Source organism: Akkermansia massiliensis, from assembly GCF_023516715.1.
Taxonomy (GTDB): domain Bacteria; phylum Verrucomicrobiota; class Verrucomicrobiia; order Verrucomicrobiales; family Akkermansiaceae; genus Akkermansia; species Akkermansia massiliensis.
On sequence record NZ_JAMGSI010000002.1, the window covers coordinates 1,062,156 to 1,088,666 of the forward strand.

A 26,511-nucleotide genomic window follows, 5' to 3' on the forward strand; every position below is an offset into this window, starting at 1 on the left:
GGGGGGAAGGAAAGAGGGTTGGGAAGGGACGGCAGCGCTCATTCGGCTGTCACGGTAACGTCCAGCGGGCGGTCGGAAACGGGGAATTGCAATTCATAAAAACCGTTGCCCAGGTTCTTGACGGGAACGTTCCCTGCCTTCACGGGGCTTTTCCCGCGCCAGACGACGACCGGGCCGGATTCCTTCACGCGGAAGCGGAGGCTGTCCGCCCCGTATTCCGGAGCGGCGGCCAGGGCGCAGGGAGAGAGGAATTTGTCCCCCCTGCCGATGACGGCCCAGCCCCGGACGATGGGCGCCATGATGAACAGGCGGTCCTTGAAGCCCGTTAGCTTCACGTCCAGGTCCGGCTGTGCCGGGGTCAGCGCGCGGCCTCCCTCTGCGGAATAGGCGGCGATTCCCTCCGCCGGAATGGAGGCATAGGCTTCCGCCGCGTTGCCGTTCAGCAGGGCCGCCGCGTTTTTATAATCCCCCAGGGAAATTTTCCCCTGCACCGGTTCCGCCGGGGAGGGGTGTTTGAGGTTGTACAGCACCACGGCGGCGCTTTGGCCGGGCAGCGGGGCGATCACCCGGTACAGGCGGTTCTCGTTCAGCGCATCCAGAAAGACGGAATCCGGCAGGGGGACGGCAGGGGCCAGCGGCCGCAGCAGAAGGCCGTCGGACCAGACCAGGGGCATGATGTTTTCCGGATTGAGCTTGTCAGCCGGGTCTGAAAGGTAGACGGGGCCCCCGGATACGGCCTTGGAAACGGCCATGAGGCGCGCGCTGGTGGGGTCCGTGGAATGGAACATGTCATGGTCCGGCCACGCGGTCTGCCCCAGCCAGAGCGTATTGGCGTAGGACTGGAGGATGTGGGACTTGCCCATGGCTTCATCCCCCAGCTTGTAGTCAATGCTGCACCGGGTGATAGCGCTGTAGCGGGTATTCTGGATGTTGACGGTGCCCTGCGCCATGCAATTCATCAGGCTGAGGCCCGTCTTCCGGCATGCCTGTTCCAAGGCTTCCGAACACTTGGTGTTGTGGCGGACCGGGTTGTCCAGGCCGTCCGCATGCTTCAGGTATTCCGCCTGCACGTCGATCTTCACGAAGTCGAACCCGGCGTCCTTGACGGATTGGAGAAAAGGGTTGTAAAACGCCCCGGCTCCTCCGGGGCCGTCACCGGGGAGGATTTTCCCCTTGGTAGTGCTGACCAGCCCGCGGGCCGTCTGGGCGTCCAGCCGGTGCTTGGGGTGGATGCCGTTCCAGAGGCCGTAATAGCAGTTCCACAGGCCCATCCATTTCAACTTGGAGCTTTTGTGCTTCATCAGGGGCTGCCAGCCCTGCGGGAATTTGTCCTGGCGGGTCTGGAAGCTGATCAACTTAAGCCCTTCCTGGGTCTGGAACCCGTCGTCCACCAGCATCCACCGGACGGGGATGGGGGAGGCCTCCAGTTGGCTGGCCGTTTCTTCAAGCAGCTTGGAGGAGATGTTCTTTTTATACTGCTCCCAACTGCACCATCCGAGGTACTTGAAGGGTTCCGGATAAACCTTCTTTTCCCGGGGAAAGGTTCTGCCCTTGATGAAGGGGAGGGAAAGGGCTTTGTTCCAGGCGGCGGAGCAGGCGCGGTAAATATCCTTGTCCACGGCGGTGACGGCCAGGACGGGCTGCGGTTTGGCGGTGGAAGTTCCCAGCGTGCCGGATTCCACAAGGAATTTGCCGTCTCCGTCAAGCTTCAGCCACGTGAGGGAGTCAGGGGTGGCGACGGGCAGCACGGCCATGAAATTGCCGTCCTTGAGGTGGAACAGCGCAAACATGGCGTGGTCCCCCGGTTTGGCGGTGCTGGGGTTCGGCTTGCTGTCCAGCAGGTTGCCGGGAGCCGTCCGGCCGAACCAGGGCAGCACCCGGTTGCCGTCTCCGGGCCAGCGGCCGCGGTCCGCCGCGAACCAGCAGAAGGACTGGTAGGGAGGTACCTGAAGGGAACGTGCGTTTTTTCCCGGCAGCGGGGGAATGGTGGATATCCGGGTTTGGGCGGCGGCAGTCCAGATGCTCAGGGCCGCCAGGACAAGAGCCGGGAACGTGAATGCTTTCATGGGAATCATCATTAGGTTAAGGAAGGTGGCAGATGGACTAGCAGGAGGGCAGGGAGGGTCGCTTCCCTGCTTTTCGGAAAAAAAGCCGTTGCGCCATGATGGCAAAGCATTTGCCGGAGACGAGCAAAAAATGATGTTTCCGCCTTATTTTGCTTCTTTTTCCATGTGGAAAACGGATTGCTAATCCGGCGTCAAGCTCTGATTTTAAGGGAAAGGTGCTTATGTTGCCCGGTCGTTTTATAATGGGAGTCTGTTTCTCCGGAGAAAAGGCTTCCTCCGTTGCGTTGTCGGTACGTTGAGAGCCGCGAGCCTTTGCGGGTGTGGAAATACATATATTCCGTCGGAATATACTGAATTTCAGGAAAGAGAAATCATTGCTGCACAGGTTGGCGTCCGGATGCCGAGGGGCTTGCGGCGCACCATGCGGCATTGGAACTATTCCGTAACGGATTAGCAATCCGATATTAGAAAAACCAGGGTTCCAAGTCTTGGCTTCTGACCGCAGAACGCTCCCGGGAGCGGATTTGTGCAGCAGTCCGGCGATAGGTGCGGATCCATTCATATCCATATTTAACTTTTGATTTTATGAAGAAAACCTTATTCACTGCTTCCTGCGTCCTGGTTGCCTTGTCCGGCCTGGGCGCAGCGGCCACCTATCAGTGGACGGGAAACGGGGACGGATCCTCCTGGACGGACGCGGACAACTGGACGGAGGCCGGCGTGCCTCCTACTACTCTCGGCGCGGGAAACAGCATCATCATCAACAGTGACGCCTCCATCTCCACCGCCGGCGCGGGGAGCCTGAATTACAGGAATGTCGACCAGTTTGTTCTGAAAGGCACGGGTACTCTCAGCAACAATACGGGAGGGGCCTTGGTTTTAGGGAACGTGGACATGGACAAATCTTTTTCCCTGAACTCAGGCAATACGCAGCTCTGGGGCAACTTGACTATTGATTCCAGCATCAATTCAGGAGCGCTGGGAGGCGGGCTGTCCACGGGGTATGTTTGGGATTTCGGATTAAACGGACGTCTTGCGACGACCAGCCTCTGGATCAATGCGAGCGGGGGAACCATCCAGGCCGCCATTGATCCGTACACGACCACCGGAACCGTCGGGACTGCGGTGCGTGAACTGCTGGGGCAGAACAGTTCCTCTTCCTCGGGAGGCTCCGGGTTTGATACGGTTGACTACGTGGTCAGGGACGCTGACGGGAATATCCTGACCCGTGCGGACGGTCCGCTGGAAGCTACGGAAGAAAATGTGGGCAAGTATTGGATCACCACCAATGGGGGAGCCTGGGCCAACGTGAAGATTCATTACATCACCGGAGCGGCTCCAGTTCCGGAACCTGCTGCGGCAGGCCTTTCCGCCGCCGGTCTTCTGCTGGCCCTGCTGCGCCGCCGCCGGATGCGTTGAGCCGGGCATTGTTGTCCGGACTGGTTTTCGGAAGCGCCTCTCCTGCACGGGAGGGGCGTTTTTGTTTATCCGGTCATGGCCACCGTTTTTAGCGGCTGTCCGGTTCTCTCCGGATGGGAATATTCATGACGGGGTGTTTTCCGGAGAGAGCCGGCCTCATGGCCGGGAATTTCATCCACGCCGTCACTTGGCCGGGCTTTTGGCGAAGGATATGCGGCGCCTGTAAAAAAAGAGCAGAACCAGCCATTGCAGCAGGAGAAGGGAAACGGCGAGCAATACGGGCTGGAAAGGCGGGAAGAAGTCCGCCGCGCCGCTGAAGATGCGCTGGTTGAGTTCATGCACGTTGAGCAGGGCGTGGATGAGGTAGGCGGCCAGGGCGTTGACGCCGATGACGCGGAGGGGAAAGGCCCATTTGGCCCATTTTCCGCCGTTCCATGCGTCGACGGCCAGATGGAACAGGGACAGGAGCATCAGGGAGATTCCGGCAGCGGCCAGAACGAAGGTGCCGGTCCACATGCTTTTAATGATGGGATAGGCGCCGTCCAGCATTCGGGCGGCGGAAAAGAGGAGGATTCCCGCTCCCATCATCGCCATGCAGAGGCGGACGGAAGGCAGGCGACTTTCCTTCAAAAATTTTCCCGCCAGCCATCCGCCCATGCACAGGGCGGAAGCGGAGGCGATGCAGAGGGGGCCTTCCGGATCAAAGACGCCTCCGTGCAGACGGCCGGGAAGCCAGTGCATGTCCACCCAGGAGTTGACGGAGCCGTCCGGCGTGAAGCTGCCGCAGGTGAATTGAAGCAGGGCGATGAGGCCCAGAAGGCCTCCCGCCGCAGCGGCAATCGCTCCCGTGCGGCGGCACAGCAGGATGCACGTGCCTGCGATGGCGCAGGAAAAGCCGATCAGGCCCAGAACGGAGGCATAACGCATATCCTCCGTCCAGGTAAGCGTTCCGTTGACCAGGAGGCCCAGGAAGGCCAGAACGAAGGCCCGTTTCCAAAGGTGGAGAAGCCCGGGGGCCGCAGAGGAGTTTCCGCCGGTGTATTTCGCCAGGGAGAAGAACATGGAAACGCCAGAGATGAACACGAAGACGGGGAACACCAGGTCATACAGGTGCAATCCTGCCCAATGGGCATGCGACATCTGGCGCGCGGCTTCCCGGAGGAAGGCGTTTTCCGGATTTCTGGAGGCCAGGAGCAGGACCAGGGCGTCCAGCCCCAGGATGATGAGCATGTCCAGCCCGCGCAGGGCATCCAGGGAGTGCAGCCGGGGGGAACGGGCGGGAACGGAAGAGGAGGCGGTCATGGCGGCGGGGAGGAAGAACGGGAACAGGTACGGACGGAAAAGGGCGTCTTTATCAGGATTCCTCCAAACATGCCGGAACAGAGGGGAATCGTGCTTGATTTCCACGGGGGAAGAGGGTAAAGCAGGCCGCATGCCGCGCTCCCCTCTCGCCTTTCTCCTTTTCCTGTGTGTCTCACTGCTGCTGGCTGCCTGTTCCTCCACGCCCAAGACTCCGCATGGCAAGCCGTTGATGAAGGACGGCAGGTACTCTTCTTCCTATGACGCTTTTGTAGCGGACCCCCAGTACCGCTTCACGCGCGACATCTGGTACCATGACGAGCGCATCCGGCAGGCGCAGACGCGGAACAGCAAAATCGTGATTCATTTGAAGGACCAGCGCGGCGTGCTGTGGGTCAACGGCCAGCCGGCCATGAACTTTCCCGTGTGCACCGGCAGATCCACCCATGAGACGCCCCGCGGCAAATTCTCCATCATTCAGAAGGATGCGGACTACCGCTCCCGGTCCTATGGCAGCGTGTTTGATGCAAGCGGCCTGTGCGTGAATTCGGACGCCACCTCTTCTTCCCGCGTGCCGTCCGGCGGCAAATTCATCGGCGCCAAGATGCCGCTGTGGATGCGCATTCATGGCGGGATAGGGCTGCATGTGGGCACGGTGTTCCGGGACGCCAATTCCCACGGGTGCATCCGGGTGCCTGTGGAGGCATGCCGCATTTTGTTTGACAAATGCGGCATGGGAACAACCGTAGTAGTTCAGGAATAAGCGCGAGCGTGAATAATCGTTGATTCCTTACGGTGCATCTGTCACACTCCTGCAAGCTGATGAAAATGAAGGTTCTGATACGTTCCCTGGTATTGCTGGCCGGGTTGGCCGCCTGGACGGCGGATACGGCCTGGGGCCAGTCCTCGTCACGCCATTCGTCTTCCCGCGGGGGAACGCCCGTGCGCCAGGCTGCGGCGCAGCAGCGCGGAGAGGATGACGCCGTGGAAACGGTTGACCTGGGGGATAAGAAGAGGGAATCCGGCACGGCGTCCGGTGAACGGGAAGGCGTGGCTGACGCCCCGGAAATGCCCAAGGAAACGGAGAAGGAGCAGAACGGCCTGGATTCCCTGTCCCTGATTCCCTCCCTCAAGGGGGGAAGGATGGATGCGGCGCGGGAAGCGCACACCAGCACGCGGCCTTCCGCCAGAACCATGGCCCTGCTGATTCCGGCTCCGCGCGGCCCCATTCTGGACCGCAACGGAGAGCCTCTGGCCGTGACCTCCGTGGCCTACCAACTGGCCCTGCGTTTTGAAATTTTTGAAAATCCCGATCGTTCCCGCGTGGTGGACTTCGGGCGCAACTGCCTGGAACAGGCCAAGAAAATTGCCGGAAAGGCGTGGTCCTTTTCCGATGACCAGCTCTGGAAGCACTATGAGCACCGCCGCTGGCTGCCTCTTCCCCTCACCAACGTCATCCGCGCGGAGGAAGCGGAAAAACTGAAGGACAAGGTGAAGGGGGTGCGCGGCCTCCAGTTGCTGCCCATCTACATCCGTTCCTATCCGGAAAAGGAAATCGCCGGACATATCATCGGCTATGTGGGTTCCAAGGGAAAACTGCCTACCGGCCCCATCAACCATATGGACCCGCTGTGGGAACAGGTGGAAGGCCGCGCGGGACTGGAAAAGGAATTCAACAAGGACCTGACCGGGACGCCCGGCGTATGGCGCCTGATGTTTGACGAGGACGGCAACAAGATTCTGGATGAACTTCAGATACGCCCCAAGCCCGGCGGCGCCATCGTCACCACCCTGAACCTGAAATGGCAGCGGGATGCGGAACGCATCCTTTCCCGCGGCAAGAGGCGCGGCGCCATGGTGGTGCTGGACTGCGTAACGGGTGAAGTGCTGGTAATGGCCTCCACGCCGTCCTATGACCCGAACATGTTCATTCCGAACATATCCCAGAAGGATTACGATGCCCTGCGCAACGACCCCGCCGGACCGCTGGGCGCGCGCGCCTTCCAGGGGCGCTACCCCCCCGCCTCCACCTTCAAGGTGCTGACGGTGGCCAGCGCCCTGAAAAACAACAAGATCACGGAAAATACGCAGATCTACTGCCCGGCATCCATCACGATCGGCAACCACGTTTTCAACAACTGGAGCAAGACGCCCCTGGGGGACATCAACTGCATCCGCGCCCTGGCGATGTCCAACAACCCGTTCATGTACCAGATGGGGCTCAAGCTGGGAGCGGAAGCCCTGATGGATACGGCCCGCGCCTTCGGACTTGGCGAGCGCACCGGGCTGCCCATTCCGGACGATCCCGGCCTGGTGCCCACCAGCGACTACATGATCCGCAACTACAAGCGGGATTTCATGTCCGGAGACGCCGCCAACCTTTCCATCGGCCAGGGAACGCTGCTGGTCACGCCTCTCCAGGTGGCGCACATGATGTCCGGCGTGGCGAACGGCTACCTGCCCAGGCTCCAGCTCATCAAGCAGATTCAGGACGGCAACGCCAATGTCATTTACGCTCCCAAGCCGCAGGAGGTCCAGCGCCCCCTGCCGGCCTATGAACGTGCCCTGTCCAGCGTGCGCAAGGGCATGAGGGAGGTGATTGAAGGCGGCACGGGCGGCCGCGCCCGCCTGTCCTATTCCAGCATCGCCGGCAAATCCGGCACGGCCCAGTGGGGACCGGAACGGGAAGACAAGCGCCTGGCGTGGTTCGCCGGCTTTATGCCCTGTGACAATCCCCGCTTCGCCTATGTGGTTCTGTATGAAGGCCGCGCCCACGAACGGCTGGGCGGGGGCGCCGCCGCCGCCCCCATCGTGAAGGAATTCTTTGAGACGGAGAAGAAGGACATCAAGGCCATCATTGACCCGCCCAAGGACGACATCCCGGTAGCGGAACCGGTGGAGGAAACCCCGGAAACGGCTGCCGCCGCCCTTCGCGAACGCGGGGGATCGCCTGCCGTAGTGCCAGACAATCTGCCGCCCGGCCTGTATGATCCGGAAGGAATGGAGCCCATCAAGGTTCATGAAATCCCTGCCGATCTGGACGACTCTTCCGATGCGGAAATCAAGGCGACCCCGGTGGGCGGTTCCTCCGGGCATGCCAGGCCGTCCGCGCCTTCCTTGTCGGAGGAGCCTTCTGCCGCACCCCTCACGCCCCGACGCGGAGATTCCGACTACATTCCCGGCCTTCCCCATCAGATTCCCCGCCATCTCAACCATTCCTCTCCCGTAAAAGCTCCCGCGCCCCAGGCCCCCCTTCCGGAGGATGACATTCCCATGGCGGAACCTCTTTAGACCGGCTTTTAAGGAAGGCGGAATCGTCCGGCAATGCTTTTCAGGGCGTTCGCCGTAACAGGGTCATGCATGGCCTTTGGCCCGTTAATGCTTTTCATTGTGCTTGCGTCATTGCGGGGAAGCGCCTATATAATGCGGATGGTGCGCGTCGATGAGACTGTTGCCGTAAGGAGCGGCGCTTTTGTTGGATGGCATCATGACCCCTACGTTTAAAGATAATGAAAACGCATTATTTCTACTCCATACCCTGTTTTGCGCTGACCTGCGCTCTTGCCGCCTGCTCTGACGACAATAAATCATCTTCCGCCAAGGCCGGACAGGATGCCGCCGGCTTAACCCCGGCTTCTTCGCTTGATCCCTCCGCCCCCGTTGCTTCCGATCTGGTGGCGAAGCGTGCGGAACGGCTCGGAATCGCCGCCCTCTTTCCCATGGACATGGGTATTGTAGCCGGTGTTTACGACGTCCCCGGCATGATCAGGAGCGTTCAGAATCTGAACATGGTCAAAACCTGGGGTTCCTGCTCCGCTGGGGAAGACGCTGATGAATCCATAGCCATTCCGGGAGAGGATGCACCCAAGCCCGTCCGGAAAAAGTGCTCCGTCAACACCCCCGTCATTGACGCGATGATCGGCTTCGGCCCCGAATGGGCTCCGTGGATGGACAGCGCCCAGTCCGCTTTTACAGGCATGGGATTGCACCAAATGAAGGGAATTCTGTCCGGTTATAAGCTTTACCAGGATTTAATCAATGGTAACAAGAAAGCTAGTGACGCAGAAGTGGAAGTAATGGGCAACAGATATACTGAAATGCTCATTAAGTGGATTGATTTGGTGGATATGCGCCCCTCTCAGGCCGCGACGGCTCCCGTAATGGTAGCCGCCAAATTGACGCCGGAAGCCCTTGCCCAGGCCAAGGCTACCCTGAAGGACGCCAATCTCCCGGAAGGCATGGAACTGCACGGCATTGTTTCCCTGTATGACAAGACCTACAACGGCCTGGCTTGCAAGGTAGCGGAAGTGGACTGCAAGAAACTGCGGGCGAAGCTGGAAGAAAGGCTGGAAGAGGCTAAAGCCCAGATAACCGTCTCCCAGGAAAATCTGGACCGTCTCAAGGCGGCTCTCAAGCGTCTGGACGAATCCAAGCTGTATGTGGCCGTCGCTTTCGTGGATGATACCCTCGTGGGCTTTATAACCACCAATCCTGAAAAGCAGGTCCGCCTGGCGGCTTCTCCCCAGGATTCTGTTCTGGCGCGTCCGGATTTCTCCATGGCTGACGCCCAGCTCCAGTATCCCGCCTATGGCCTGATATTTGCGGACAAGGCTTGCGCCAAGGGCCTTATTAACCTGGACATCGCCTACTACAAGGGCATGTTCTCCGGGTTGAAGGACCTGATGCAGACGGTAGGCACCGACTGGAAGATTGCCGATCTGGCTCCTTCCATGGCCGCGCTTGATTCCATGAAGGGCCGCCTCCTTGGGCTGTATGAAAAGGTGGCGCAGAATGCCACGCCCGTTTCCTACTACGCGTGGCAGGACCAGGGGGTGCATGTGGAAGCCTGCACGTATCCGCTTGAATTCTACCTCCTGGACGCTCCCTCCTCCATGAACTCCGTCCGTCCCGGGGCGGATACGGTGCTGTATTCTTCCTTCCGCATCAATCCGCAGATTGTTGACATGGGCTGCACCCTGTATGAAAACATCGCGCAGATCGGCTGGGATTACGGCAATGCGTATATTTCCAACCCGAAGCATGACGTAAGCGACCAGATCCGCATGGTTGCCCCCATGCTCCAGATGGCCCGGCCCACCATTGAAGAACTTTGGAAGGCGTACAAGACCGCACTTTCCGGCCTTACGGATTCCGGCGTGTTCATCATGGACATGCAGGGCGCTCCCAGCCCCACGCTCAAGAATGTTCCGGCCCCGCGCTTCTCCGCGGCTTATGAAGTGAAGAACCGTGCCGCCTTGGGCGAAGCGTGGCAGAAAGTGTCTGACGCCGCCAAGACCATCGTTACCCTGGCCAGCCAGGGCAAGATGACGGAATTGCCCTCCCCCAAATCCTCCGTGGAAGGGGATGTCACCACCTACGATTACGAGTGCCCGCTGGGCGCCGACCTGAATCCGGTGGTGAGCGTTTCCGACACCCGCTGGGCCATCAGCATGCCGAAGGCCTTCGGCATGGAAGTCGTCAAGGAATCCATGAAGGCCCCGGGGCAGGTGGCTCCGCTGGAATTCCAGCTTAACCTCGTTCCGGTCCGTGATGCCCTGAAGAGCGCGGCGGAAGGCAACAAGGATATCCGGAAGGCCGTGGAAACCCTGGACGTGATCACCTCCGACGTCACGGGCGTGCATGCTACGGGGCGCAAGGGCGCGGACGGCAGGGACGTGTATCACATCCACGTTATTTCCGCTGCCAAATAACAGGGGTTTCCCATTGGATTTACAGGCTTCCGGGAAGAAATTTCCGGAAGCTTCTTGTTCCTGCCGTTCTGGAAGTTATCTCCGGAAAAATTTTTTAATGCCCGGAAGAAAAAACGGAGTTTTGCAACGGCAAGCCTGCAGCCGCCTTAAGATTATATACAAATGTATATAATTTGTGCGCGTGCCAAGTTTTGGGCTTGCCAAGGGGGAGGGGAGAGTACACAATCAAAACCGTCAAATAAAGGGAATGGCTTCCCTTTTCCCGTATTTACAGGAGTTGGCGCGATAATGGTGAAAGATAGACGATGAGCAGATTTTTCCAGTTCCTGTGGTTGGCGGCGTTGGCGGTGCCCGGCATGATGGGCGGTAGCGCGTGTGCGGCGGAGGAAGGAGCGGAGCACGGACTGGAGCAGGCCGCCCCCCACTTGTTCTCCATTCCGCTTCCAGGCGGCATTGAACTGCCGGTGTCCAACTCCATGCTGATGCTCTTTCTGGCGGTTCTGCTGATAGGGGTGGTCGTATGGTTCGCCACCCGCGCCATGCGCATTCTGCCGTCCCGGTTCCAGAATGCGGTGGAATATTTCTTTGAGACTCTGTACAACTTTGTGGAATCCCTGCTGGGGCCGCGACTGACGCGCAAGTACTTCTGGTACTTCGGAACCATCTTCACCATCATCCTGGTCAGCAACTACATGGGGCTTCTCCCCGGGGTAGGGACCATCACCTATAACGGAGTGCCGCTGTTCCGCGGGGCGAATGCGGACATGAACGTGACGATGTTCCTGGGCATCTTTTATGCGCTGATGTGGCTTTACTGGTCCATCCGGGAACAGGGCCTGAAAGGCTTCTTCATCCACTTGTTCGGGCCCAAGGGAAGACTGCCCGGCTTCATGGGATTCGTGCTGGTGCTCATCTTCATCTTCGTGGGGCTGGTGGACGTCCTGAGCATTACGATCCGTCCTATTGCGCTGGCGGCCCGTCTTTACGGCAACATTTACGCCGGGGAAACGATCATTGACACCATGGCTCACATGTTCGGACCCGTCCTCAGCGCCCTGTGCGTACTCCCGTTTCTGGCGATTGAGCTGCTGGTGGGCTTCATCCAGGCTCTGGTCTTCCTCCTCCTGACGGCGATTTTCCTCAAACTGCAAGTGGGGGACGGGGATGCCCACGGCCATGCCGCCAAGGATGAGGGAAAAGAACCATCCGTGCCGGACAGCCTGCCGTCCGGAAAGGCCTCATAAGCCGCACCGCCAACTTTCCGTTCCGGACCATGGGCAACCTGTGGGGGAACGTTCAACAAAAAACATAAACCATACCAATAACATGATTGATCCTACCGCAATGACCTCCCTGGCCGAACTGTCCGGCAACGTGGGCTTCGGCCTCGTCACCATCGGCGCCGGCCTCGGCATCGGCCTCATCGGCGCGAAAGCCGCGGAAGCCACCGGGCGCAACCCGGGAGCCTCCTCCCCCATCATGGTGATTGCCATTACGCTGGCCGCCCTGATTGAAGGCGTGGCCCTCATCTCCATCTTTGTGAAATAACCCGGAGGCCCCGTTCCCGGAGGGAGCTTCTTCCGCTCCGGGGCGGCGCAGCCGTTCCTGCCGGTCCGGAAAACTTCCGGCATGTTTCAACCCGTTCATTTTATGCTGAATCTCATAGCCGACCAGTCCTGGAATCCCTTTGCGCCCTTCGGGGTGACAAGCTGGGAACCCTTTGTTGCCAACCTGATCGCCTTCATCCTGATGGTGGTGATCCTGCGCTACCTGGCGTTCAAGCCCATCCAGAACGTTCTGGAAAAAAGGCGCCAGCGCATTGAGGAGGGAGAGGAAATGCGTGAGGAAAGCGAGCGCCAGCTGGCTTCCGTGAAGGAACAGACGCATGAAATGCTGGTGGAAGCGGGCGAAAAGGGACAGGAAAAGATAGACGCCGCCAAGGCCGCCGCCTCCCGCCTGCTGGAGGAACAGGAAACCGTGGCCTCCCAAAAGGCGGAGGAAATAGTCAGAAAGGCCCGGCAGCTTGCGGAACTGGAACAGCAGAAGGAACGCGAAGCGCTGAAAGAACAATTCGGCCAGCTGGTGGCCCTGGCTGCCGCGCAGGTCACCGGAAAAATGCTGACGGAAGAAGACCAGCGGAGAATCAACCGGGAAGCGATCGACAGCCTGGATTCCTGATACGCTTTATGAAGATCGGAAAGGACACGCTCAATGCCGCCCGCAGGCTGTTCCGGCTCTGCATGGACGGGAATACCGTGGCGGAGGACCGCGTGCGCCTGATCGCCCGGAAAATTGCGGAACGCAAACCCCGTAACTATGTCGCTCTGCTGACGGCCTTTTCCCGCATGGTGGAATACGCCGTGAAAAGCCGTACGGCCACCATTCAAAGCGCCGTACCGCTGACAGAGGAGGAACGCTCCCAAATTCAAGCCAAGCTGACGGCCAAATATGGCGACGGCCTCTACTACCACTGGGAGGTGGCGCCGGACCTGCTGGGGGGCATCCGCATCCAGGTGGGGGACGACGTGAAAGACGGTTCCGTACGCTCCAGAATCGACCGTCTGGCCGAGATGGCCCGCAATCTTTCCAATTAACCAACGAAACTTTTTTCCATGAGCAACATACTTCAAGAACTCGAAGCAGAAATTAAAAAAGCCACGGCTTCCGTCAGCCAGGAAAACGTGGGCGTTATTCGTTCCGTGGGGGACGGCGTCGCCAAAATCGAAGGGCTGAGCGGCGTGATGCTCAATGAAATGATTGAGTTCCCCGGGGGCGTGATGGGCCTGGCGATGAACCTGGAAGAACATGAGGTGGGCGCCGTGATTCTGGGGGATGATTCCAATTTGAAGGAAGGGGACTTGGTCAAATGCTCCGGACGCCTTCTTTCCGTGCCCGTGGGGCGGTCCCTGCTGGGCCGCGTGGTGAACACGCTGGGAGAGCCGATTGACGGCAAGGGGCCGATTGAGGCGGAAGCGTATTATCCTGTGGAAAAAATCGCCTCCGGCATTATCTCCCGCCAGTCCGTCACTGTTCCCGTGCAGACGGGCATTCTGCCCATTGACGCCATGATTCCCATCGGCCGCGGCCAGCGCGAGCTTATCATTGGGGACCGCGCCACCGGGAAAACCGCCATTGCCATGGATACCATGATCGCCCAGGCGGACCAGAACCGCCTGGCGGAGGAAGGCAAGCTGGCGGACCACCAGCCCCTTTACAACATCTACGTGGCTATCGGCCAGAAGCGCGCCAACATCAGCCGCCTCGTGGCAAAGCTGGAAGAAACGGGCGCCATGAAATACTCCATCGTGGTGGCGGCCTCCGCCTCCGACCCTGCCGCCATGCTGTACCTGGCCCCGTATGCCGGCTGCGCGATGGGCGAATACTTCATGGACAAGGGGGAGGACGCCCTCATCGTCTACGACGACCTCTCCAAACATGCCGTGGCCTACCGCCAGATTTCCCTGATTCTGCGCCGCCCCTCCGGTCGCGAGGCGTATCCGGGGGACGTATTCTACCTGCACAGCCGTCTGCTGGAACGCGCCGCGCGCATCAACAAGGAACACGGCGGCGGTTCCCTGACGGCCCTCCCCATCATTGAAACGCAGGCCGGGGACGTTTCCGCCTACATCCCCACAAATGTCATTTCCATCACGGACGGCCAGATATTCCTGGAAACGGACCTGTTCTACCAGGGGGTGCGCCCCGCTATTAACGTGGGCATTTCCGTCTCCCGCGTGGGTTCCTCCGCCCAGACGAAAATCATCAAAAAACTGGCCGGCTCCATCAAGCTGGACCTGGCCCAATTCACGGAATTGCAGGCCTTCGCCCAATTCGGTTCCGACCTGGACCCCAGCACGAAGGCCAAGCTGGCCCGCGGCCAGCGCATCGTGGAACTCTTCAAGCAGAACCAGTATGAGCCCAAATCACTGGGGCTGGAGGCCGCGGACCTGTACGCCATGCAGAAGGGGTACTTTGACGATGTTCCGGTGGACAGGATCAAGGAATACCAGAACGCGTGGGAAGCCACCATGAAGGACCAGCATCCGGACCTGTTGGAAAGCATCCTGAGGGAAAAGGATCTGACGCCGGAAATAGACGCGGGGCTTAAAGCCGCCATTGAATCCTTCAAGCTCAGTTGGAACTAACGATTACGGGAGCACTGAAACATGGGCAACCTGAGAGACATCAGACGCCGGATCAAATCCGTCAAAAACACGTCCCAGATCACCAGGGCGATGCAGATGGTGGCCTCCGCCAAGATGCGCCGCGCCCAGGACCAAGCCGTGAAGGGGCGCCCCTATGTCCGCGCCCTGGCGGAAGTGCTCTACCATCTCCAGGATGAAATAGACACCAGCAACAGCCCCCTGATGCAGACCCACGGCGGCGCGGACCTGGTGCTGCTGGTGAACACGGACCGCGGCCTCTGCGGCGGCCTGAATGCCAACCTCATCAAAATGACCCGGGAGCACGCTCCGGAAAACGCCCACTACATCACCATCGGCCGCAAGCTGAACGCCGCGCTGGCCAAATGGAATGAACGGCTGGAAGCCACCTGGAGCCTGACGGACCCGCTCTCCCTGCTGGAACTGAAGCCGGTGTTCGACTTCATTGTGCAGAAATTCAAGGCGGAGGAATACGGGCGCGTCTTCGTAGCCTTCTCCGGCTTTGTGAACACAATGGTCCAGAAGCCTATCTTCCGCCAGCTTCTCCCCATTGAACCGGAACCGTTGATGAAGATGGCGAAGGCCGGAGGCGCGGCCCTGGACGGGGAAAATGCCCACAAGCAATTCCTGCTGGAACCCAGCCCCTCCGCCCTGCTGGATACCATCCTGCCCCTTTACGTCTTCCACGGCCTGGTCCAGATCGTGCTGGAAGCCCGCGCATCCGAGCACTCCGCCCGCATGGTGGCCATGAAGGGCGCCACGGAAAACGCCAAGAACATCATCGACGGCCTCACCCTGGACTACAACAAGGCCCGCCAGACGCAGATCACCAATGAACTGCTGGAAATCACCACGGCCATGCGCGCCATGGAATAACGCCGGACTCCGTTTATTCACCCACCTTTCAAACAGAACCCTCACTCCTCTTATTTCAACACCAAGTTTTTCTCATGATGAATAACACAGGCACTCTCGTTCAGATCATCGGCGCCGTGGTCGATGCGGATTTTTCCCAGGCTGAAACGCTTCCGGCCCTGCTCAATGCGCTGGAAGTGGACTATGAAGTTAACGGAAAGCGCAAGACCCTGGTGCTGGAAGTCCAGCAGCACATCGGTGACGGCTGGGTGCGCGCCGTGGCCATGAGCTCCACGGATGGCCTGCGCCGCGGCATGCCCGTGCGGGATACGGGGCACCCCATTGAAGTGCCGGTGGGGCAGTGCGTGCTGGGCCGCATCTTCAATGTGCTGGGTGACGCCGTGGACGAACGCGGCGCCCTTGACTGCGCCGGAAAAAAGAGCATTCACCGCAGCGCCCCTCCGCTGGAGGAACAATCCACCAGCACGGAAGTGCTTGAGACGGGCATCAAGGTGATCGACCTCATCTGCCCCTTCCTGAAAGGCGGCAAAATCGGCGCCTTCGGCGGCGCGGGGGTGGGCAAGACCGTGCTCATCATGGAACTCATCAACAACATTGCCAAGGCGCGCAGCGGCCTCTCCGTCTTTGCCGGGGTGGGGGAACGCACCCGTGAAGGGAACGACCTGTACAATGAAATGATAGAATCCGGCGTGATTAACCTGGAAAAGCCGGAGGAATCCAAGGTGGCGCTGGTATACGGCCAGATGAACGAGCCTCCCGGCGCCCGTCTGCGCGTGGCTTTGTCCGCCCTGACCATGGCGGAATACTTCCGCGATGAGGAGCACAAGGACGTTCTTCTCTTCATTGACAACATTTTCCGTTTCTCCCAGGCGGGGTCGGAAGTGTCCGCCCTGCTGGGCCGCACGCCGTCCGCCGTGGGCTACCAGCCGAACCTGGCGGAGGAAATGGCGGACCTTCAGGAACGCATCACCTCCACCAAGCACGGTTCCATCACCTCCATGCAGGCCGTTTACGTTCCTGCGGACGACCTGACGGACCCGGCCCCGGCCACTACCTTCGCCCACCTGGACTCCACGGTGGTGCTGGAACGTTCCCTGGCCGCCCAGGGCCTGTTCCCCGCGGTGGAGCCGCTGTCCTCCACCTCCAAGGCCCTGGCCCCGGAAATCGTGGGGAATGAGCACTATGAGGTGGCGCGCGGCGTGCAGATGGTGCTGCAGCGCTACAAAGACCTTCAGGACATGATCGCCATTCTGGGCATGGACGAGCTTTCGGAAGAAGACAAGCTCATCGTGAGCCGCGCCCGCAAGATCCAGCGCTTCCTGACGCAGCCTTTCCACGTGGCGGAAGTCTTCTCCAGCATTCCCGGCGCTTACGTGCCCGTCTCGGAAACCGTCCGTGGTTTCAAGGAAATCCTGGAAGGCAAGCTGGACATGGTTCCGGAAGACGCCTTCTTCATGCGCGGCGGCATAGATGACGTCCTCAAGGATGCAAAGGACGCCGAATAACCCCTTTTCCCGCAATTCCACACCATGAGCATGGAGTTCAAAGTCATTACCCCGGATGAAGTGGCCGTTGCCGCCACGGTGGAATACGTGTATCTGCCCGGCAGCCTCGGGGAGATGGGCGTGCTGGAACACCATACGGCCCTGATCACCTCCTTGGAACCGGGGGAACTCCGCTACAAGCCCCTGGATGGCCCGGAGGAAAGCATGGTAGTGGGAACCGGCTTTGTCCAGGTCAATGACGACCACGTCCTGATGGTGACGGACTTGGCCCTCAACTCCTCCCAGATTGATGAAGGCAGCGTGGAACGGGCCATTCAGGAAGCGCAGGAAGTGCTGAAGGCCCGCTCGGAAATGTCCCGCGAGGAACAGGCCCGGTTTGAGGCGAACCTGACCAAGCAGATCATGATGCTCAACTTCAAGCGCAAACACAAATCCCCGGGCAGATGATGGCGGAAGACTGGAACGACACGTTTTACGACCTTTTCCGCGAGGCGGTGGGGCGTTACCATGAAGGTCACAGGAATGTGGACGGCTTCTTTACGGACCAGGAAATCATCTTCCTGTCCTCCATCGGCTGCCGCACGCGGGAACTGTTTGACTTTGTGGAACTCTATGCCCGCACGGGAGAACCTTCCCCCACCACGGTACTATTGATGGCCGCGGCGCGCAGGGACTTCTTCCTGACCATCCAGCACGGGCAGTTTTACCAGGGCAAGCCCGTCATCGGGTATGACCTGCCGGGCTTCGGGGATGAACTCAGCGGCCTTCCCTACCTTCCGCGCCTGATTGCCAAGGCGCGGGCCAAGCTGGCCGGCTCCATGGGGGATGACATCATCTACTGCTGTGAGAACGACCGCCGCTTCTTCCGGGAACACGGCAACATCCATCCCGCTGACTTCCTGCGAGTGGTCTGGGCCGCGGGAGACAGTGACCCCAAGGTGTACGATTACGTGCGCCAGTGCACGCTGAGTTCCACGGCCAAACCGGTCGATGGTGAATGATGTTTCTGCATCGTGACGGTGGGAGGAGGCTTGGTGAAGCAGAGCGTCTGTAGAACTGACGTTCGGTTAGATGGTGCTTCCAGGGAAATCTTATAGGAGGAAAGAAAGTTCGCTGACCGGCGGTATCTAGCGTCCTGGATATGGATGATCAGATGTCTTGTGCTTGATTGGGACTTTAAAGCTGGTCGCTGGAAAAATCTGTATTGCCGCCTTGATTAATCAAGAGAATCAGAAGAAGTATTATGTATTTTATGAAATACCTATGTTGATAATATTATCGTGTATTTGAATACCATAACGTTCCCGGCGTGTTTACACTGGTAATTCTTGTTCTCATGGTAGTCGCAACTATTGAGCCAACATCATTTCATTACCATGAACAACACTTTCAACATCGGCGCCATGGACACCGTCTACCCCTTCATTCCCATGTACCCCAACGGACAGCCCCAGGGCAACTTCCTGGTCAACGGCCTCTCCGCTCCTGTCCTTATCCCCAAACGCGCTGCTTCCTCCTCCTCCCGCCACGAATGGTTCGGATACCTCAAGGTCATGGCTCCCGCCACCTGTTTTCTCCACCTCCACGCCCACTCTTCTATCTCCCTTTCCATTCCCGCCAAGGATCTGGAACTCTCCACGGAGGCCGGATCTTCCGCTCCTCTCTGTCGCCAGATCCAGTTCGAACAGGGATACTACTGGTGCCACATCGTCCATCAACACCAGCCCGACCAGGGGTCGGAAGCCGAGTTCTGCATTGCCCTGATATGCGACAAGGAAGGCGAGCCCGACCTGGACTATTACCTGCTGGCGGAAAACACGCCTGCCGGCAAAGAAGGAGAAACCGTGCTAACCCTGGTCAACCTGTACCAGGAAGAGGAGGAAGGGAACTCGTCTAGCAGTTCCTCGGCAGGGGGAGGAGATTCCTTTGAGTTTGACCCCAAGCCCAGCAGCAGTTCGAGCTCTTCCTCCTCGAGCAGTTCGTCTTCCAGCTCCTGGCAGAGTTCTTCGGCTCCCGAGCCTCCGGATTCTTCCAGCAGCGCTCCATCGTCTTCCAGTTCGTCGTCTTCCAGTTCGTCGTCTTCCAGTTCGTCGTCTTCCAGTTCGTCGTCTTCCAGTTCGTCGTCTTCCAGTTCGTCGTCTTCCAGCAGTTCGAGTTCTTCCTCGTCATCTTCTTCCAGCAGCTGGTCGTCTTCCAGTTTCCACAGCAGTTCCTTGGTGCCTGAAACACCAACTTCCTCCAGCAGCGCTCCGTCTTCCAGCTCTTCCTCGAGCAGTTCCAGCAGTTCTTCTTCCAGTTCGTCGTCCTCCAGCAGTTCGAGTTCTTCGTCCTCAAGTTCCTTGAGTAGCTCCAGCTCTTCCTCGTCAAGCAGTTCTTCCTGGTCCTCGTCAAGTTCATCGAGTTCTTCCAGCTCTAGTTCCTCTTCCAGCAGTAGTTCCAGTTCCCTCTCTTCTTCCTCCAGCGAGCCGGAGGAAGGCGGTTGCCCGTGCCCCTGTTCCTGTGATTGCGACGAAGACATCGAACAGTCCGATTGCAGCAAGAACACCTCCCATTTCTTCGGCGGCAACCCGGATGGAGCCGACGACTGCGAAGGCTTACTGGAAGTAGGAACCGGAGACTCAGGAGGGGCAGGAGGAAGTAATTTCCCCGTTCCCCGCACCCTTGCCGAACCTTCCGCCCTCTCTTCCATCACCCTGCGCTACAAGCACCCTCTCGAATGGAGCGCCTCCTGCAATCCCGAAACCGGACAGATCTCCGTCAAACGACCCACGGGCAGTTCCATCTCCTTCCAGAGTTCTGACGGCCATGCCGAAGCCTCCGTCTCCGGAAGTTCGCGCAAGTTGAACTACAAGGTTCAGAAGCTGAATGCCGACAAGTCTCCCTGCACCGGCGGCTCTCCCGCCTATCTGGACATGGTCCAGAGCAATGGGCGCACCCTGCGCTTCTCGGCAGCCACCGGAAAGGTCGTCTCCATGGTTTCCGCCTCCGGCGTGGAAACCACGGCGGAAGATTATTCCCGGCAGATGAAGGTGAACCGCCATCCTTCCACGGGAGCCATTCAAAGCATCTGGTCCAAGTCCCAGGGACTGCTCCAGGCGGTTGGGGAAGGCAACAGGCTCACCCTGGAATGGTACGCTCCCGGCCAGGTGAGCAAGAATGCGCGCGGCTTTGCCGGCACTGGAACTCCTTACAAGACGGTCAGCTATGAATTGAGTGACGACCAGGGCGTGCAGGTGATGGATATCGCCGAACAGAGGGAAGGGATGCCTGTCTTCCGGACGCAGCGAAGGACGGAAGGCAACAAGGTGACGACCATTCAGGGAGAGGGGGATGAGCGCACCGTGCGAACGGTGGAGAAAAATGTCCTCCCCGGAGGCAAATGGGAAATGATTGAGAGCTTGCGCGGCATCGACGAGGAAACGCCTTCTTCCTGTACCCGCACGGTGAAGAAGTACACCGACGGGGGCTGGCTGACTATCAGCCGGACGGAGGGATACAACACACCTCTGGCCCGAACCACCCTCTATACCTATAACGACCAGTTCCGGGTGTCTCTGGAGATCAAGCCCGACGGCGGTTACACGCGCTACGAGTACGATGACCAGGGCAGAACCGTGCTTTCCGCTGCTCCCTGGGCCGGAGGCGGGGAGAGAGGGACCCGAACCACTTACGCCGACTTGCGCTTTAACGACTTCAGGCCAGCCACGGAAACTAAGGTGGTCATTGCCGAGGATGGAACGGAAACGGAACTTCTCAAGCGCACTTACACGTATGAAGACAGTCCGCAGGTCAGCCGCACCACGGTGAAGGAAACGGCGTTGGGGTCGGAAAACACACATATCAGTATCTCTGAAACCTACGGCGAGGCGGCGGAGTATCCCTACGCCCGGGGCAGGCGGAAGATGAGCCAGGGCGTCAATGGCGTCCAGAGGGTTTATTCCTATGAAGCAGCCGCGGAATACGGAGCCCTCCACAAGGAGACGGAGACCGTGCAGGCCAACGGAAGCATCGTTCCGGGACAAAGTACACGAAACGTGCAATACATCGCTGAAAACGGCGCCACCACCAGGAAAGAACAATACGTTCACACCGGAGAGGACTGGTCGCTGATTGCCTCGGAGGACTACGAGTACGATGACGAACAGAGGCTCGTCAAGACGACGAAGGGCAACGGGCGCACCAGCACGACGGAATGGATGTGCTGTGGCCCGTTGAGGGAAACTGACGAAGACGGCATCACCACCAGCTACGGCTACAACTCGGCCAAGCAGCTGGAGGAAACCATTCGCTCGGCGACGGAAACCACTCCGGAAACAATTACTTCCTACAGCTATGATGCGGCGGGAAGAAAGGTTTCGACACGCCGCGACATAGGAGCCATGACCACGGTAGAAGGGGCGCAGTACGACGATCTGGGACGAGTAGTTTCCTCTACGGATATACTTGGCAGAGTGACACGAACGGAATACAGAGAGGACTACCTTACAACAACCATCACTACTCCTTCGGGAGCCACACTACTTACCAAGAGGTACTATGACGGGACTACCATCTTACAAGGCGGAACCGGCCAGCGAGAGATGGAGACCCGGCTGGAGCTGACAGAAGAAGGCATCCTGACCACCACTTTGTCCAAAGGAGCCATTCTCTCACGCAATCTGGAAAACGGTTTTGGCCAAACCGTCCGGCAGGAACAACCCAATACGAAGGGGGGATTCGTAACAACCAGGAATGCCTACAATGAGAAAGGACTGCTCGTACACACCCAAAAGGAAGATTTGGCACCCACGGTCACCACTTACAGTGAACTGGGGCAAGCCATAAGACGAACTGTTCTCTTGGACACTCTCCATCCGGAGGATACTTCAAAAAACAGGATATCGGAAACCTCATCCTGCTTCCGGGTTCGGGAAGACGGCATCTACCAGGTGCACACTTCCACTACCTACAATGCCGACGGTTGCCCCCTCACTCAAACCACGGAGAATATGATTTCCAGGCTCAGTGCAATTCTGGAAAACAAATCCATCACCACAGACGTCTACGGGCAGCAGAGCATCCAGTGGACGGAGTATACCGCTCCGACTAAACGCGCCCGGTTCAACCAGATTCCGACTTCGGATATTATAGCCGAATCTGTCATCGTAGACGGCTTTATGGTAAGTCAAACGAATCACACCGGCATCCATGCCTCACAGCAGCGCTTCTATATCTCCACAGGCATGATTCTAGAAAAAACCGACGGCCGCGGCAACACTACTATTGAGGAAACGGATCTTGCAGGACGTACTGTCAAGATCACGGACGCATCCGGCACCATGACCACCACCAGCTACCTTCCCTGCTGCAATGCCGTGGCTTCCATCACCGACGGGCTGGGAGGCACTACCTGCTATTCCTACGACATCCGCGGCAGAAAGATAGCCGAGTACGGCACCGCCATTCAGCCGGCCTGTTTCGCCTACGACGAAGCCGATCACATGGTGGCGTTGACTACTTTCAGGATGGATGAAGGGGATATTACGAATAATCCTTCCGGCCGTACTGACGGAGACACCACCACTTGGCTCTACCACGTGGCTACGGGGCTGGAACTTAAGAAGACCTATGCAGACGGGTCCTGTGTCTCCAAAACCTACGACGGACTCAACCGTCTGGAGACATTGACCAAGGCCAGAGGGATCGTCGCTAGCTATATCTACGCGCCATTGACCGGAGAACTTGTCTCCATTTCTCACAGCGATGAAACCATATCCTGGCTCTATTCTTATAACCATCTAGGTCAAGTGGTCTCTATCTCCGATGCCTCCGGCATCAGGGAATTTTCCTACGATTCCTACGGCCGCATGATCCAGGACACTTTCTTTGGAGGTGTGGAAAGCTGCACTCAGGAAGAATACGATGCCCAGGGGCGTTCCAACGGATATCGCCTGATGCTCGGCACACGCACCGTGCAGCACTCCCATCTTGACTATGACCATCAGGGTGGCATTATTAGGATGAATCTGGAAGGACTGGAGTCTTCCTTTACCTGGCGGTACGATCCAACCAGCGGCTTCCTCAACCATCTCACCTACCCCAATGGCATGGTCCGCAGCAATACTTACCATCCCAGGCTCAACCTCGTAACCGCCATCGGTTACAGGAAGGGCGCGGATGGCGAATTGGCGGCCGGCCACGAATACGACTACGACGCGCTGATGCGTCCCACTCAACGCCGGGACTCATGGGATGCTGCCACTCCTGCGACGATAAGAGATTTTACCTATAACAAACGCAGTGAACTGGTCAAAGATCAAATCCGGCAGGGTGGGAGCTTCAACTATCGGTACGATAACATTGGCAACCGCAAGACTGTTCAGGAACTGGAAGAGGAAGTCTCGTATGCGGCCAATAGCCTCAATCAGTACATGGACATGACCGTGAATGAAGTTTCATTCACTCCCACTTACGATGCAGATGGCAACCAGACCCGCATCAGGACCTCGACAGGTATCTGGGAAATCAGTTACGACGCCAACGACCGCCCCGTTGTCTTCACCAGCCAGGATGGCCGAACGGCCATCACTTGCGGCTACGACTACCAGGGAAGGCGCTTCGAGAAGAAAGTCACCGTCAATGGAACAATATCCAGCCATTGCTGGTACTTGTACCGAGGCTATTTGCAGGTAGCCGAGCTGGATTTGATGCATCCTGAACCTTTGCTGGTAAAAAGCTATTTGTGGGATCCGACGGAACCGACCGCTACACGCGTTCTGATGTTGACTAATTGGAAAAACGGTGGAACAACCATTGATCAGCATCTTTGCTTCATGCACGATGCATTGAAAAATGTCACTTCTATCTTTGATGATTACCAAACGCGAAGAGCTCGCTATGAGTATGCACCCTTTGGCAGACTTATTGTGGCAGAGAGAAACATGGCTCAGGAAAGTAGGTTCCGCTTTTCTTGCGAGTACATGGATGACGAACTGGGACTCGTTTACTACAATTACCGCCACCTCAATCCCACAGACGGAAGATGGATCAACAGGGATCCCATTCAGGAACAAGGAGGTTGGAATTTGTATGCATTTATTAGGAATAGAATTAACATAGAAGTGGATTTATTAGGTAAAATACCCCCCTACAATGGAGGTGCTTCTGGAATCGTTGAAGTTCCTATTTTTCCTCCTGCACCAACACCTCCTGCACCAACACCTCCTGCACCAACACCTCCGCAAGAAGGATGTTCAATCCAAATTTGTTGCAGGCCTGTAGCGGTCTTTAGCAGAGCCCATTGCGTGATCAGGTTTGTCTCTTCGTCAGGCCCCTCCAGAGGATGTAGAGGAGGTCCTACAGGAAGAGGAAAAAGTAGCGGTGCTGGTGGTAGTAGCGGTAGTAGCGGTAGTGGTAACGGAAATGGACAAAGCTCTCATTGTAAGGGATGTTGTGGCTCATGGGGGAATGTCATTGGAGGATGTGGTTCGATTTCAAATGGAACGGATCCTCTCAGCGTAGGTATCACTGAAGATCTTAATGATGCCGAAAGCAATCCTGATCGTTGTGAGACTGTAGCTATCGTGAGTGAAAGAATGTGTTCAATAGCCTATAGTTGTATCCAAAAAGAAATGGAAAAAATAAATCAAGAATGTTATATCTATAAGCCTTTAGGCAATAACAGCAATACAACATGGAAAACTGCTTATAGGAATTGTATTGGCGGTGATTATGATCCTCCAGAATCTCAACCAGGAAATGATGAATTCGACGAAAATGAAAAATGTAAGAAATAAGATTCTAATTATTTTATTAATTTTAATTCCTTTTTCTTTAATGAATTTATTTGGAAAAGAGCAATTGGAAGTAACCATAAAAAATCAAGACGAGATACCTGTAAAGGCTTTCATCTCTCTTGAGAGAGATAATTCGTTTTTTCAAAAAATTATTAATCCTGTTGGTTCTTTTTATCATAATAAAAGCACTATCTATACGGAAGATATCAAGGGAAAGGGAAAATTGAAAAATATTCGAAATGGTGACCGATTGGTATTATTTACGAATAGGAGTATATTGCCGATTCAGTTGCAATTAAAAGGGAAGGATATTTATCAATTTACGTTGAATTCCACCGACTTGCCTCCGTTGCCAGAAGAAAATGGAATGAAACGTGATCCGGATTGTGTTCTTTTCACTTTTGAAATTCAAGATATGTCAATTAAATTGCTCCATATTGAATACGCTTGGTCAGCAGAAGGGAATCAACGATGTAAAGCTATGGAATTGACAAAATGATAGGTATGGTTCGTCCTGAAAAAGCGTTACAGGGTTAGACGTAAGATTTTAATATTTCCAAACCCTCCGGAAAGTTGCATTTTCCGGAGGGTTTGCTTTTGCTGATTTATAGCAGATAGCTTTGCTGGGTTGTATAGCCGTTCCGGTGTTTTTGAGGAATCTATATACTTGACTAATGAGACTATTTTACATCTTTTTATTATTTGAAGGTGAACAATTTTTGAATGATATACTTAGAAATTTATATCATTAAATTTTAATAATAATTCACAGTTTCTTTCCATTTTTTATTTATTGGATTTAATGAAAAGAGAGATGCCCGGTTTGGACGAATCAGATGACTATTTAAGGATGATTAGTCAAGTATGTAGGTTTCAAATATTCCTGTCGTTGTTTTGGATATTCTTCAAATGCCGCACCAGTTTAAAAGCCAGGCTTGGCGATTGTTACAATAGCTGTGGTGGACCGATCGAAAGTCAAACCAGGCAGAGAGGAAACTTTTGATATTAATGCGACAATATCAGAAATTTTGTATGCCACCCTTGGTCATTCTTTTTCATAAGGCGCCAGCTCCAACTGGCCCAACGTGTCGGGGCGCCCTTTCAGGGCCATGCGCTTGAGGTGTTTGGCGAAGGCGGGGCGGCGGTGGTACTTTCCCACAACCTCTCCCGTCGTTTTCAGGCGCAGAAGGTACTTGTATGTGGTGACGCGGATGGCGTCCGGTTTGGCGGCGGCGCAGGGAACGGCCCCTATTTCCCGGCAGATTTGTTTCCACCGCGGGCCGTGGGTGCGTTCTCCGTGGCGTGTCCAGGCCAGGGCGTGGGCTATCTCATGCAGGATGGTGTCACGGATTTCATGGGGGCTTCCAGATTGGCGCGGACAAAGTGGACGGAGAGGGAGATGCTTTTTTCCAGCAGGCGGCATACGCCCAGCCGCCTGCGGGCACGGTCCCAGCCGAATTTCCAATCCGGGAGGTCCAGTTCATCCATTTTCAGGCGGGCATAAATTTCAATGTCCCGGAAGCTGTCGCGGTTGCCGGATTGGAGGTTCCCGATGGTCATGCTGCGGGGAGAGCATAGCACGGAGTGTGGGGAGGAAATACGGAGAAGGTCATCATGACGGAGTTGCCGCGGAGGGTATGGTTTTTTTACGGAAACAGACGTTTTTCTTTGCGGAATCGCGGAAAAAGAAAGCATGC

At 57.1% G+C, this 26,511-nt stretch carries 22 protein-coding genes; 16 read left to right on the top strand and 6 right to left on the bottom strand.

Translation table 11 applies throughout. The features are described 5' to 3' along the window. Positions 1-38 precede the first annotated feature (38 nt). On the bottom strand, positions 39-2,066 hold the full coding sequence (locus tag M8N44_RS12105; protein ID WP_180971097.1) for a Sip1-related alpha-galactosidase: 2,028 nt from the start codon (positions 2,064-2,066) through the stop codon (positions 39-41). Between M8N44_RS12105 and M8N44_RS12110 the strand changes: the two genes are divergently transcribed. Both M8N44_RS12110 and M8N44_RS12115 read left to right on the top strand, forming a co-directional pair. Next, a complete protein-coding gene (locus tag M8N44_RS12110; protein ID WP_146018258.1) occupies positions 2,065-2,250 on the top strand; it encodes a hypothetical protein in 186 nt (61 codons plus the stop codon). The genes M8N44_RS12105 and M8N44_RS12110 overlap by 2 nt on opposite strands. A gap of 401 nt (positions 2,251-2,651) precedes the next feature. After that, positions 2,652-3,485, top strand: a complete 834-nt coding sequence (locus tag M8N44_RS12115; RefSeq protein WP_102728750.1) for a PEP-CTERM sorting domain-containing protein — start codon at positions 2,652-2,654, stop codon at positions 3,483-3,485. 183 nt (positions 3,486-3,668) lie between these two features. On the opposite strand, the gene M8N44_RS12120 is transcribed toward M8N44_RS12115, so the two are convergent. Continuing rightward, positions 3,669-4,787, bottom strand: a complete 1,119-nt coding sequence (locus M8N44_RS12120; RefSeq protein ID WP_215451271.1) for a DUF5009 domain-containing protein — start codon at positions 4,785-4,787, stop codon at positions 3,669-3,671. Positions 4,788-4,917: 130 nt separating this feature from the next. Here M8N44_RS12120 and M8N44_RS12125 point away from each other — a divergent pair, with 130 nt between their 5' ends. From M8N44_RS12125 to M8N44_RS12180, 12 genes are all read left to right on the top strand, one after another. Then, on the top strand, positions 4,918-5,547 hold the full coding sequence (locus M8N44_RS12125) for a L,D-transpeptidase (RefSeq protein ID WP_022397549.1): 630 nt from the start codon (positions 4,918-4,920) through the stop codon (positions 5,545-5,547). Between the two features lie 32 nt (positions 5,548-5,579). Beyond that, positions 5,580-8,075: a peptidoglycan D,D-transpeptidase FtsI family protein gene (locus tag M8N44_RS12130; protein ID WP_102728747.1), complete on the top strand. Its 2,496-nt coding sequence runs from the start codon at positions 5,580-5,582 to the stop codon at positions 8,073-8,075. Positions 8,076-8,293: 218 nt separating this feature from the next. Beyond that, on the top strand, positions 8,294-10,495 hold the full coding sequence (locus tag M8N44_RS12135; RefSeq protein ID WP_102722696.1) for a hypothetical protein: 2,202 nt from the start codon (positions 8,294-8,296) through the stop codon (positions 10,493-10,495). 305 nt (positions 10,496-10,800) lie between these two features. Then, positions 10,801-11,739 carry a F0F1 ATP synthase subunit A gene (locus M8N44_RS12140; RefSeq protein ID WP_022397546.1) on the top strand — a complete coding sequence of 313 codons (939 nt, stop codon included), beginning with the start codon at positions 10,801-10,803 and terminating at the stop codon, positions 11,737-11,739. Between the two features lie 82 nt (positions 11,740-11,821). Further along, the gene (locus M8N44_RS12145) at positions 11,822-12,043 is read left to right on the top strand and encodes a h+transporting two-sector ATPase C subunit (RefSeq protein ID WP_022397545.1); all 222 of its coding nucleotides are present in this window, start codon (positions 11,822-11,824) and stop codon (positions 12,041-12,043) included. 102 nt (positions 12,044-12,145) lie between these two features. After that, positions 12,146-12,673: a F0F1 ATP synthase subunit B family protein gene (locus M8N44_RS12150; RefSeq protein ID WP_022397544.1), complete on the top strand. Its 528-nt coding sequence runs from the start codon at positions 12,146-12,148 to the stop codon at positions 12,671-12,673. Positions 12,674-12,681: 8 nt separating this feature from the next. Then, positions 12,682-13,089, top strand: a complete 408-nt coding sequence (locus M8N44_RS12155) for a F0F1 ATP synthase subunit delta (protein WP_102728746.1) — start codon at positions 12,682-12,684, stop codon at positions 13,087-13,089. 18 nt (positions 13,090-13,107) lie between these two features. Further along, positions 13,108-14,640 carry a F0F1 ATP synthase subunit alpha gene (atpA, locus tag M8N44_RS12160; RefSeq protein WP_102728745.1) on the top strand — a complete coding sequence of 511 codons (1,533 nt, stop codon included), beginning with the start codon at positions 13,108-13,110 and terminating at the stop codon, positions 14,638-14,640. 21 nt (positions 14,641-14,661) lie between these two features. Beyond that, positions 14,662-15,534 (top strand): ATP synthase F1 subunit gamma, encoded by an 873-nt coding sequence (gene atpG / locus M8N44_RS12165; protein WP_102728744.1) that lies wholly within the window; start codon positions 14,662-14,664, stop codon positions 15,532-15,534. Between the two features lie 77 nt (positions 15,535-15,611). Further along, a complete protein-coding gene (atpD, locus tag M8N44_RS12170) occupies positions 15,612-17,039 on the top strand; it encodes a F0F1 ATP synthase subunit beta (RefSeq protein ID WP_102728842.1) in 1,428 nt (475 codons plus the stop codon). A gap of 24 nt (positions 17,040-17,063) precedes the next feature. Further along, entirely contained in the window at positions 17,064-17,486 is a 423-nt protein-coding gene (gene atpC / locus M8N44_RS12175; RefSeq protein ID WP_102712071.1) for an ATP synthase F1 subunit epsilon, read from the top strand. Then, on the top strand, positions 17,483-18,040 hold the full coding sequence (locus M8N44_RS12180; protein ID WP_102722701.1) for a DUF5069 domain-containing protein: 558 nt from the start codon (positions 17,483-17,485) through the stop codon (positions 18,038-18,040). The genes atpC and M8N44_RS12180 overlap by 4 nt, the downstream gene beginning before the upstream one ends. Before the next feature lie 348 nt (positions 18,041-18,388). On the opposite strand, the gene M8N44_RS12185 is transcribed toward M8N44_RS12180, so the two are convergent. Together M8N44_RS12185 and M8N44_RS12190 are read right to left on the bottom strand one after the other, a co-directional pair. Beyond that, the gene (locus M8N44_RS12185; RefSeq protein ID WP_102728743.1) at positions 18,389-18,754 is read right to left on the bottom strand and encodes a hypothetical protein; all 366 of its coding nucleotides are present in this window, start codon (positions 18,752-18,754) and stop codon (positions 18,389-18,391) included. Between the two features lie 83 nt (positions 18,755-18,837). Further along, complete coding sequence (locus M8N44_RS12190) at positions 18,838-19,557, bottom strand: hypothetical protein (protein ID WP_249853116.1); 720 nt, start codon at positions 19,555-19,557, stop codon at positions 18,838-18,840. A 4,294-nt stretch (positions 19,558-23,851) separates the two neighbouring features. Here M8N44_RS12190 and M8N44_RS14130 point away from each other — a divergent pair. After that, positions 23,852-24,814, top strand: a complete 963-nt coding sequence (locus tag M8N44_RS14130; protein WP_420883569.1) for an RHS repeat domain-containing protein — start codon at positions 23,852-23,854, stop codon at positions 24,812-24,814. Continuing rightward, the gene (locus M8N44_RS12200; RefSeq protein WP_146018222.1) at positions 24,795-25,313 is read left to right on the top strand and encodes a hypothetical protein; all 519 of its coding nucleotides are present in this window, start codon (positions 24,795-24,797) and stop codon (positions 25,311-25,313) included. Before M8N44_RS14130 ends, M8N44_RS12200 begins: the two co-directional genes overlap by 20 nt. A gap of 546 nt (positions 25,314-25,859) precedes the next feature. Here M8N44_RS12200 and M8N44_RS12205 read toward each other — a convergent pair. Both M8N44_RS12205 and M8N44_RS12210 read right to left on the bottom strand, forming a co-directional pair. Continuing rightward, positions 25,860-26,237, bottom strand: a complete 378-nt coding sequence (locus M8N44_RS12205) for a SprT-like domain-containing protein (RefSeq protein WP_102722623.1) — start codon at positions 26,235-26,237, stop codon at positions 25,860-25,862. Further along, entirely contained in the window at positions 26,138-26,395 is a 258-nt protein-coding gene (locus tag M8N44_RS12210) for a hypothetical protein (RefSeq protein ID WP_212656407.1), read from the bottom strand. The genes M8N44_RS12205 and M8N44_RS12210 overlap by 100 nt, the downstream gene beginning before the upstream one ends. Positions 26,396-26,511: the final 116 nt, after the last annotated feature.

Excerpts from the sequence above, each read along its gene's own strand:
- M8N44_RS12110 (WP_146018258.1), top strand. The coding sequence starts at position 2,065 with ATGGGAATCATCATTAGGTTAAGGAAGGTGGCAGATGGACTAGCAGGA.
- M8N44_RS12105 (WP_180971097.1), bottom strand. The coding sequence starts at position 2,066 with ATGAAAGCATTCACGTTCCCGGCTCTTGTCCTGGCGGCCCTGAGCATC.
- M8N44_RS12115 (WP_102728750.1), top strand. The coding sequence starts at position 2,652 with ATGAAGAAAACCTTATTCACTGCTTCCTGCGTCCTGGTTGCCTTGTCC.
- M8N44_RS12120 (WP_215451271.1), bottom strand. The coding sequence starts at position 4,787 with ATGACCGCCTCCTCTTCCGTTCCCGCCCGTTCCCCCCGGCTGCACTCC.
- M8N44_RS12125 (WP_022397549.1), top strand. The coding sequence starts at position 4,918 with ATGCCGCGCTCCCCTCTCGCCTTTCTCCTTTTCCTGTGTGTCTCACTG.
- M8N44_RS12135 (WP_102722696.1), top strand. The coding sequence starts at position 8,294 with ATGAAAACGCATTATTTCTACTCCATACCCTGTTTTGCGCTGACCTGC.
- M8N44_RS12140 (WP_022397546.1), top strand. The coding sequence starts at position 10,801 with ATGAGCAGATTTTTCCAGTTCCTGTGGTTGGCGGCGTTGGCGGTGCCC.
- M8N44_RS12145 (WP_022397545.1), top strand. The coding sequence starts at position 11,822 with ATGATTGATCCTACCGCAATGACCTCCCTGGCCGAACTGTCCGGCAAC.
- M8N44_RS12150 (WP_022397544.1), top strand. The coding sequence starts at position 12,146 with ATGCTGAATCTCATAGCCGACCAGTCCTGGAATCCCTTTGCGCCCTTC.
- M8N44_RS12155 (WP_102728746.1), top strand. The coding sequence starts at position 12,682 with ATGAAGATCGGAAAGGACACGCTCAATGCCGCCCGCAGGCTGTTCCGG.
- atpA (WP_102728745.1), top strand. The coding sequence starts at position 13,108 with ATGAGCAACATACTTCAAGAACTCGAAGCAGAAATTAAAAAAGCCACG.
- atpG (WP_102728744.1), top strand. The coding sequence starts at position 14,662 with ATGGGCAACCTGAGAGACATCAGACGCCGGATCAAATCCGTCAAAAAC.
- atpD (WP_102728842.1), top strand. The coding sequence starts at position 15,612 with ATGAATAACACAGGCACTCTCGTTCAGATCATCGGCGCCGTGGTCGAT.
- atpC (WP_102712071.1), top strand. The coding sequence starts at position 17,064 with ATGAGCATGGAGTTCAAAGTCATTACCCCGGATGAAGTGGCCGTTGCC.
- M8N44_RS12180 (WP_102722701.1), top strand. The coding sequence starts at position 17,483 with ATGATGGCGGAAGACTGGAACGACACGTTTTACGACCTTTTCCGCGAG.
- M8N44_RS12185 (WP_102728743.1), bottom strand. The coding sequence starts at position 18,754 with ATGGACGATGTGGCACCAGTAGTATCCCTGTTCGAACTGGATCTGGCG.
- M8N44_RS12190 (WP_249853116.1), bottom strand. The coding sequence starts at position 19,557 with ATGTCTTCGTCGCAATCACAGGAACAGGGGCACGGGCAACCGCCTTCC.
- M8N44_RS14130 (WP_420883569.1), top strand. The coding sequence starts at position 23,852 with ATGCACGATGCATTGAAAAATGTCACTTCTATCTTTGATGATTACCAA.
- M8N44_RS12200 (WP_146018222.1), top strand. The coding sequence starts at position 24,795 with ATGAAAAATGTAAGAAATAAGATTCTAATTATTTTATTAATTTTAATT.
- M8N44_RS12205 (WP_102722623.1), bottom strand. The coding sequence starts at position 26,237 with ATGCCGCCTGCTGGAAAAAAGCATCTCCCTCTCCGTCCACTTTGTCCG.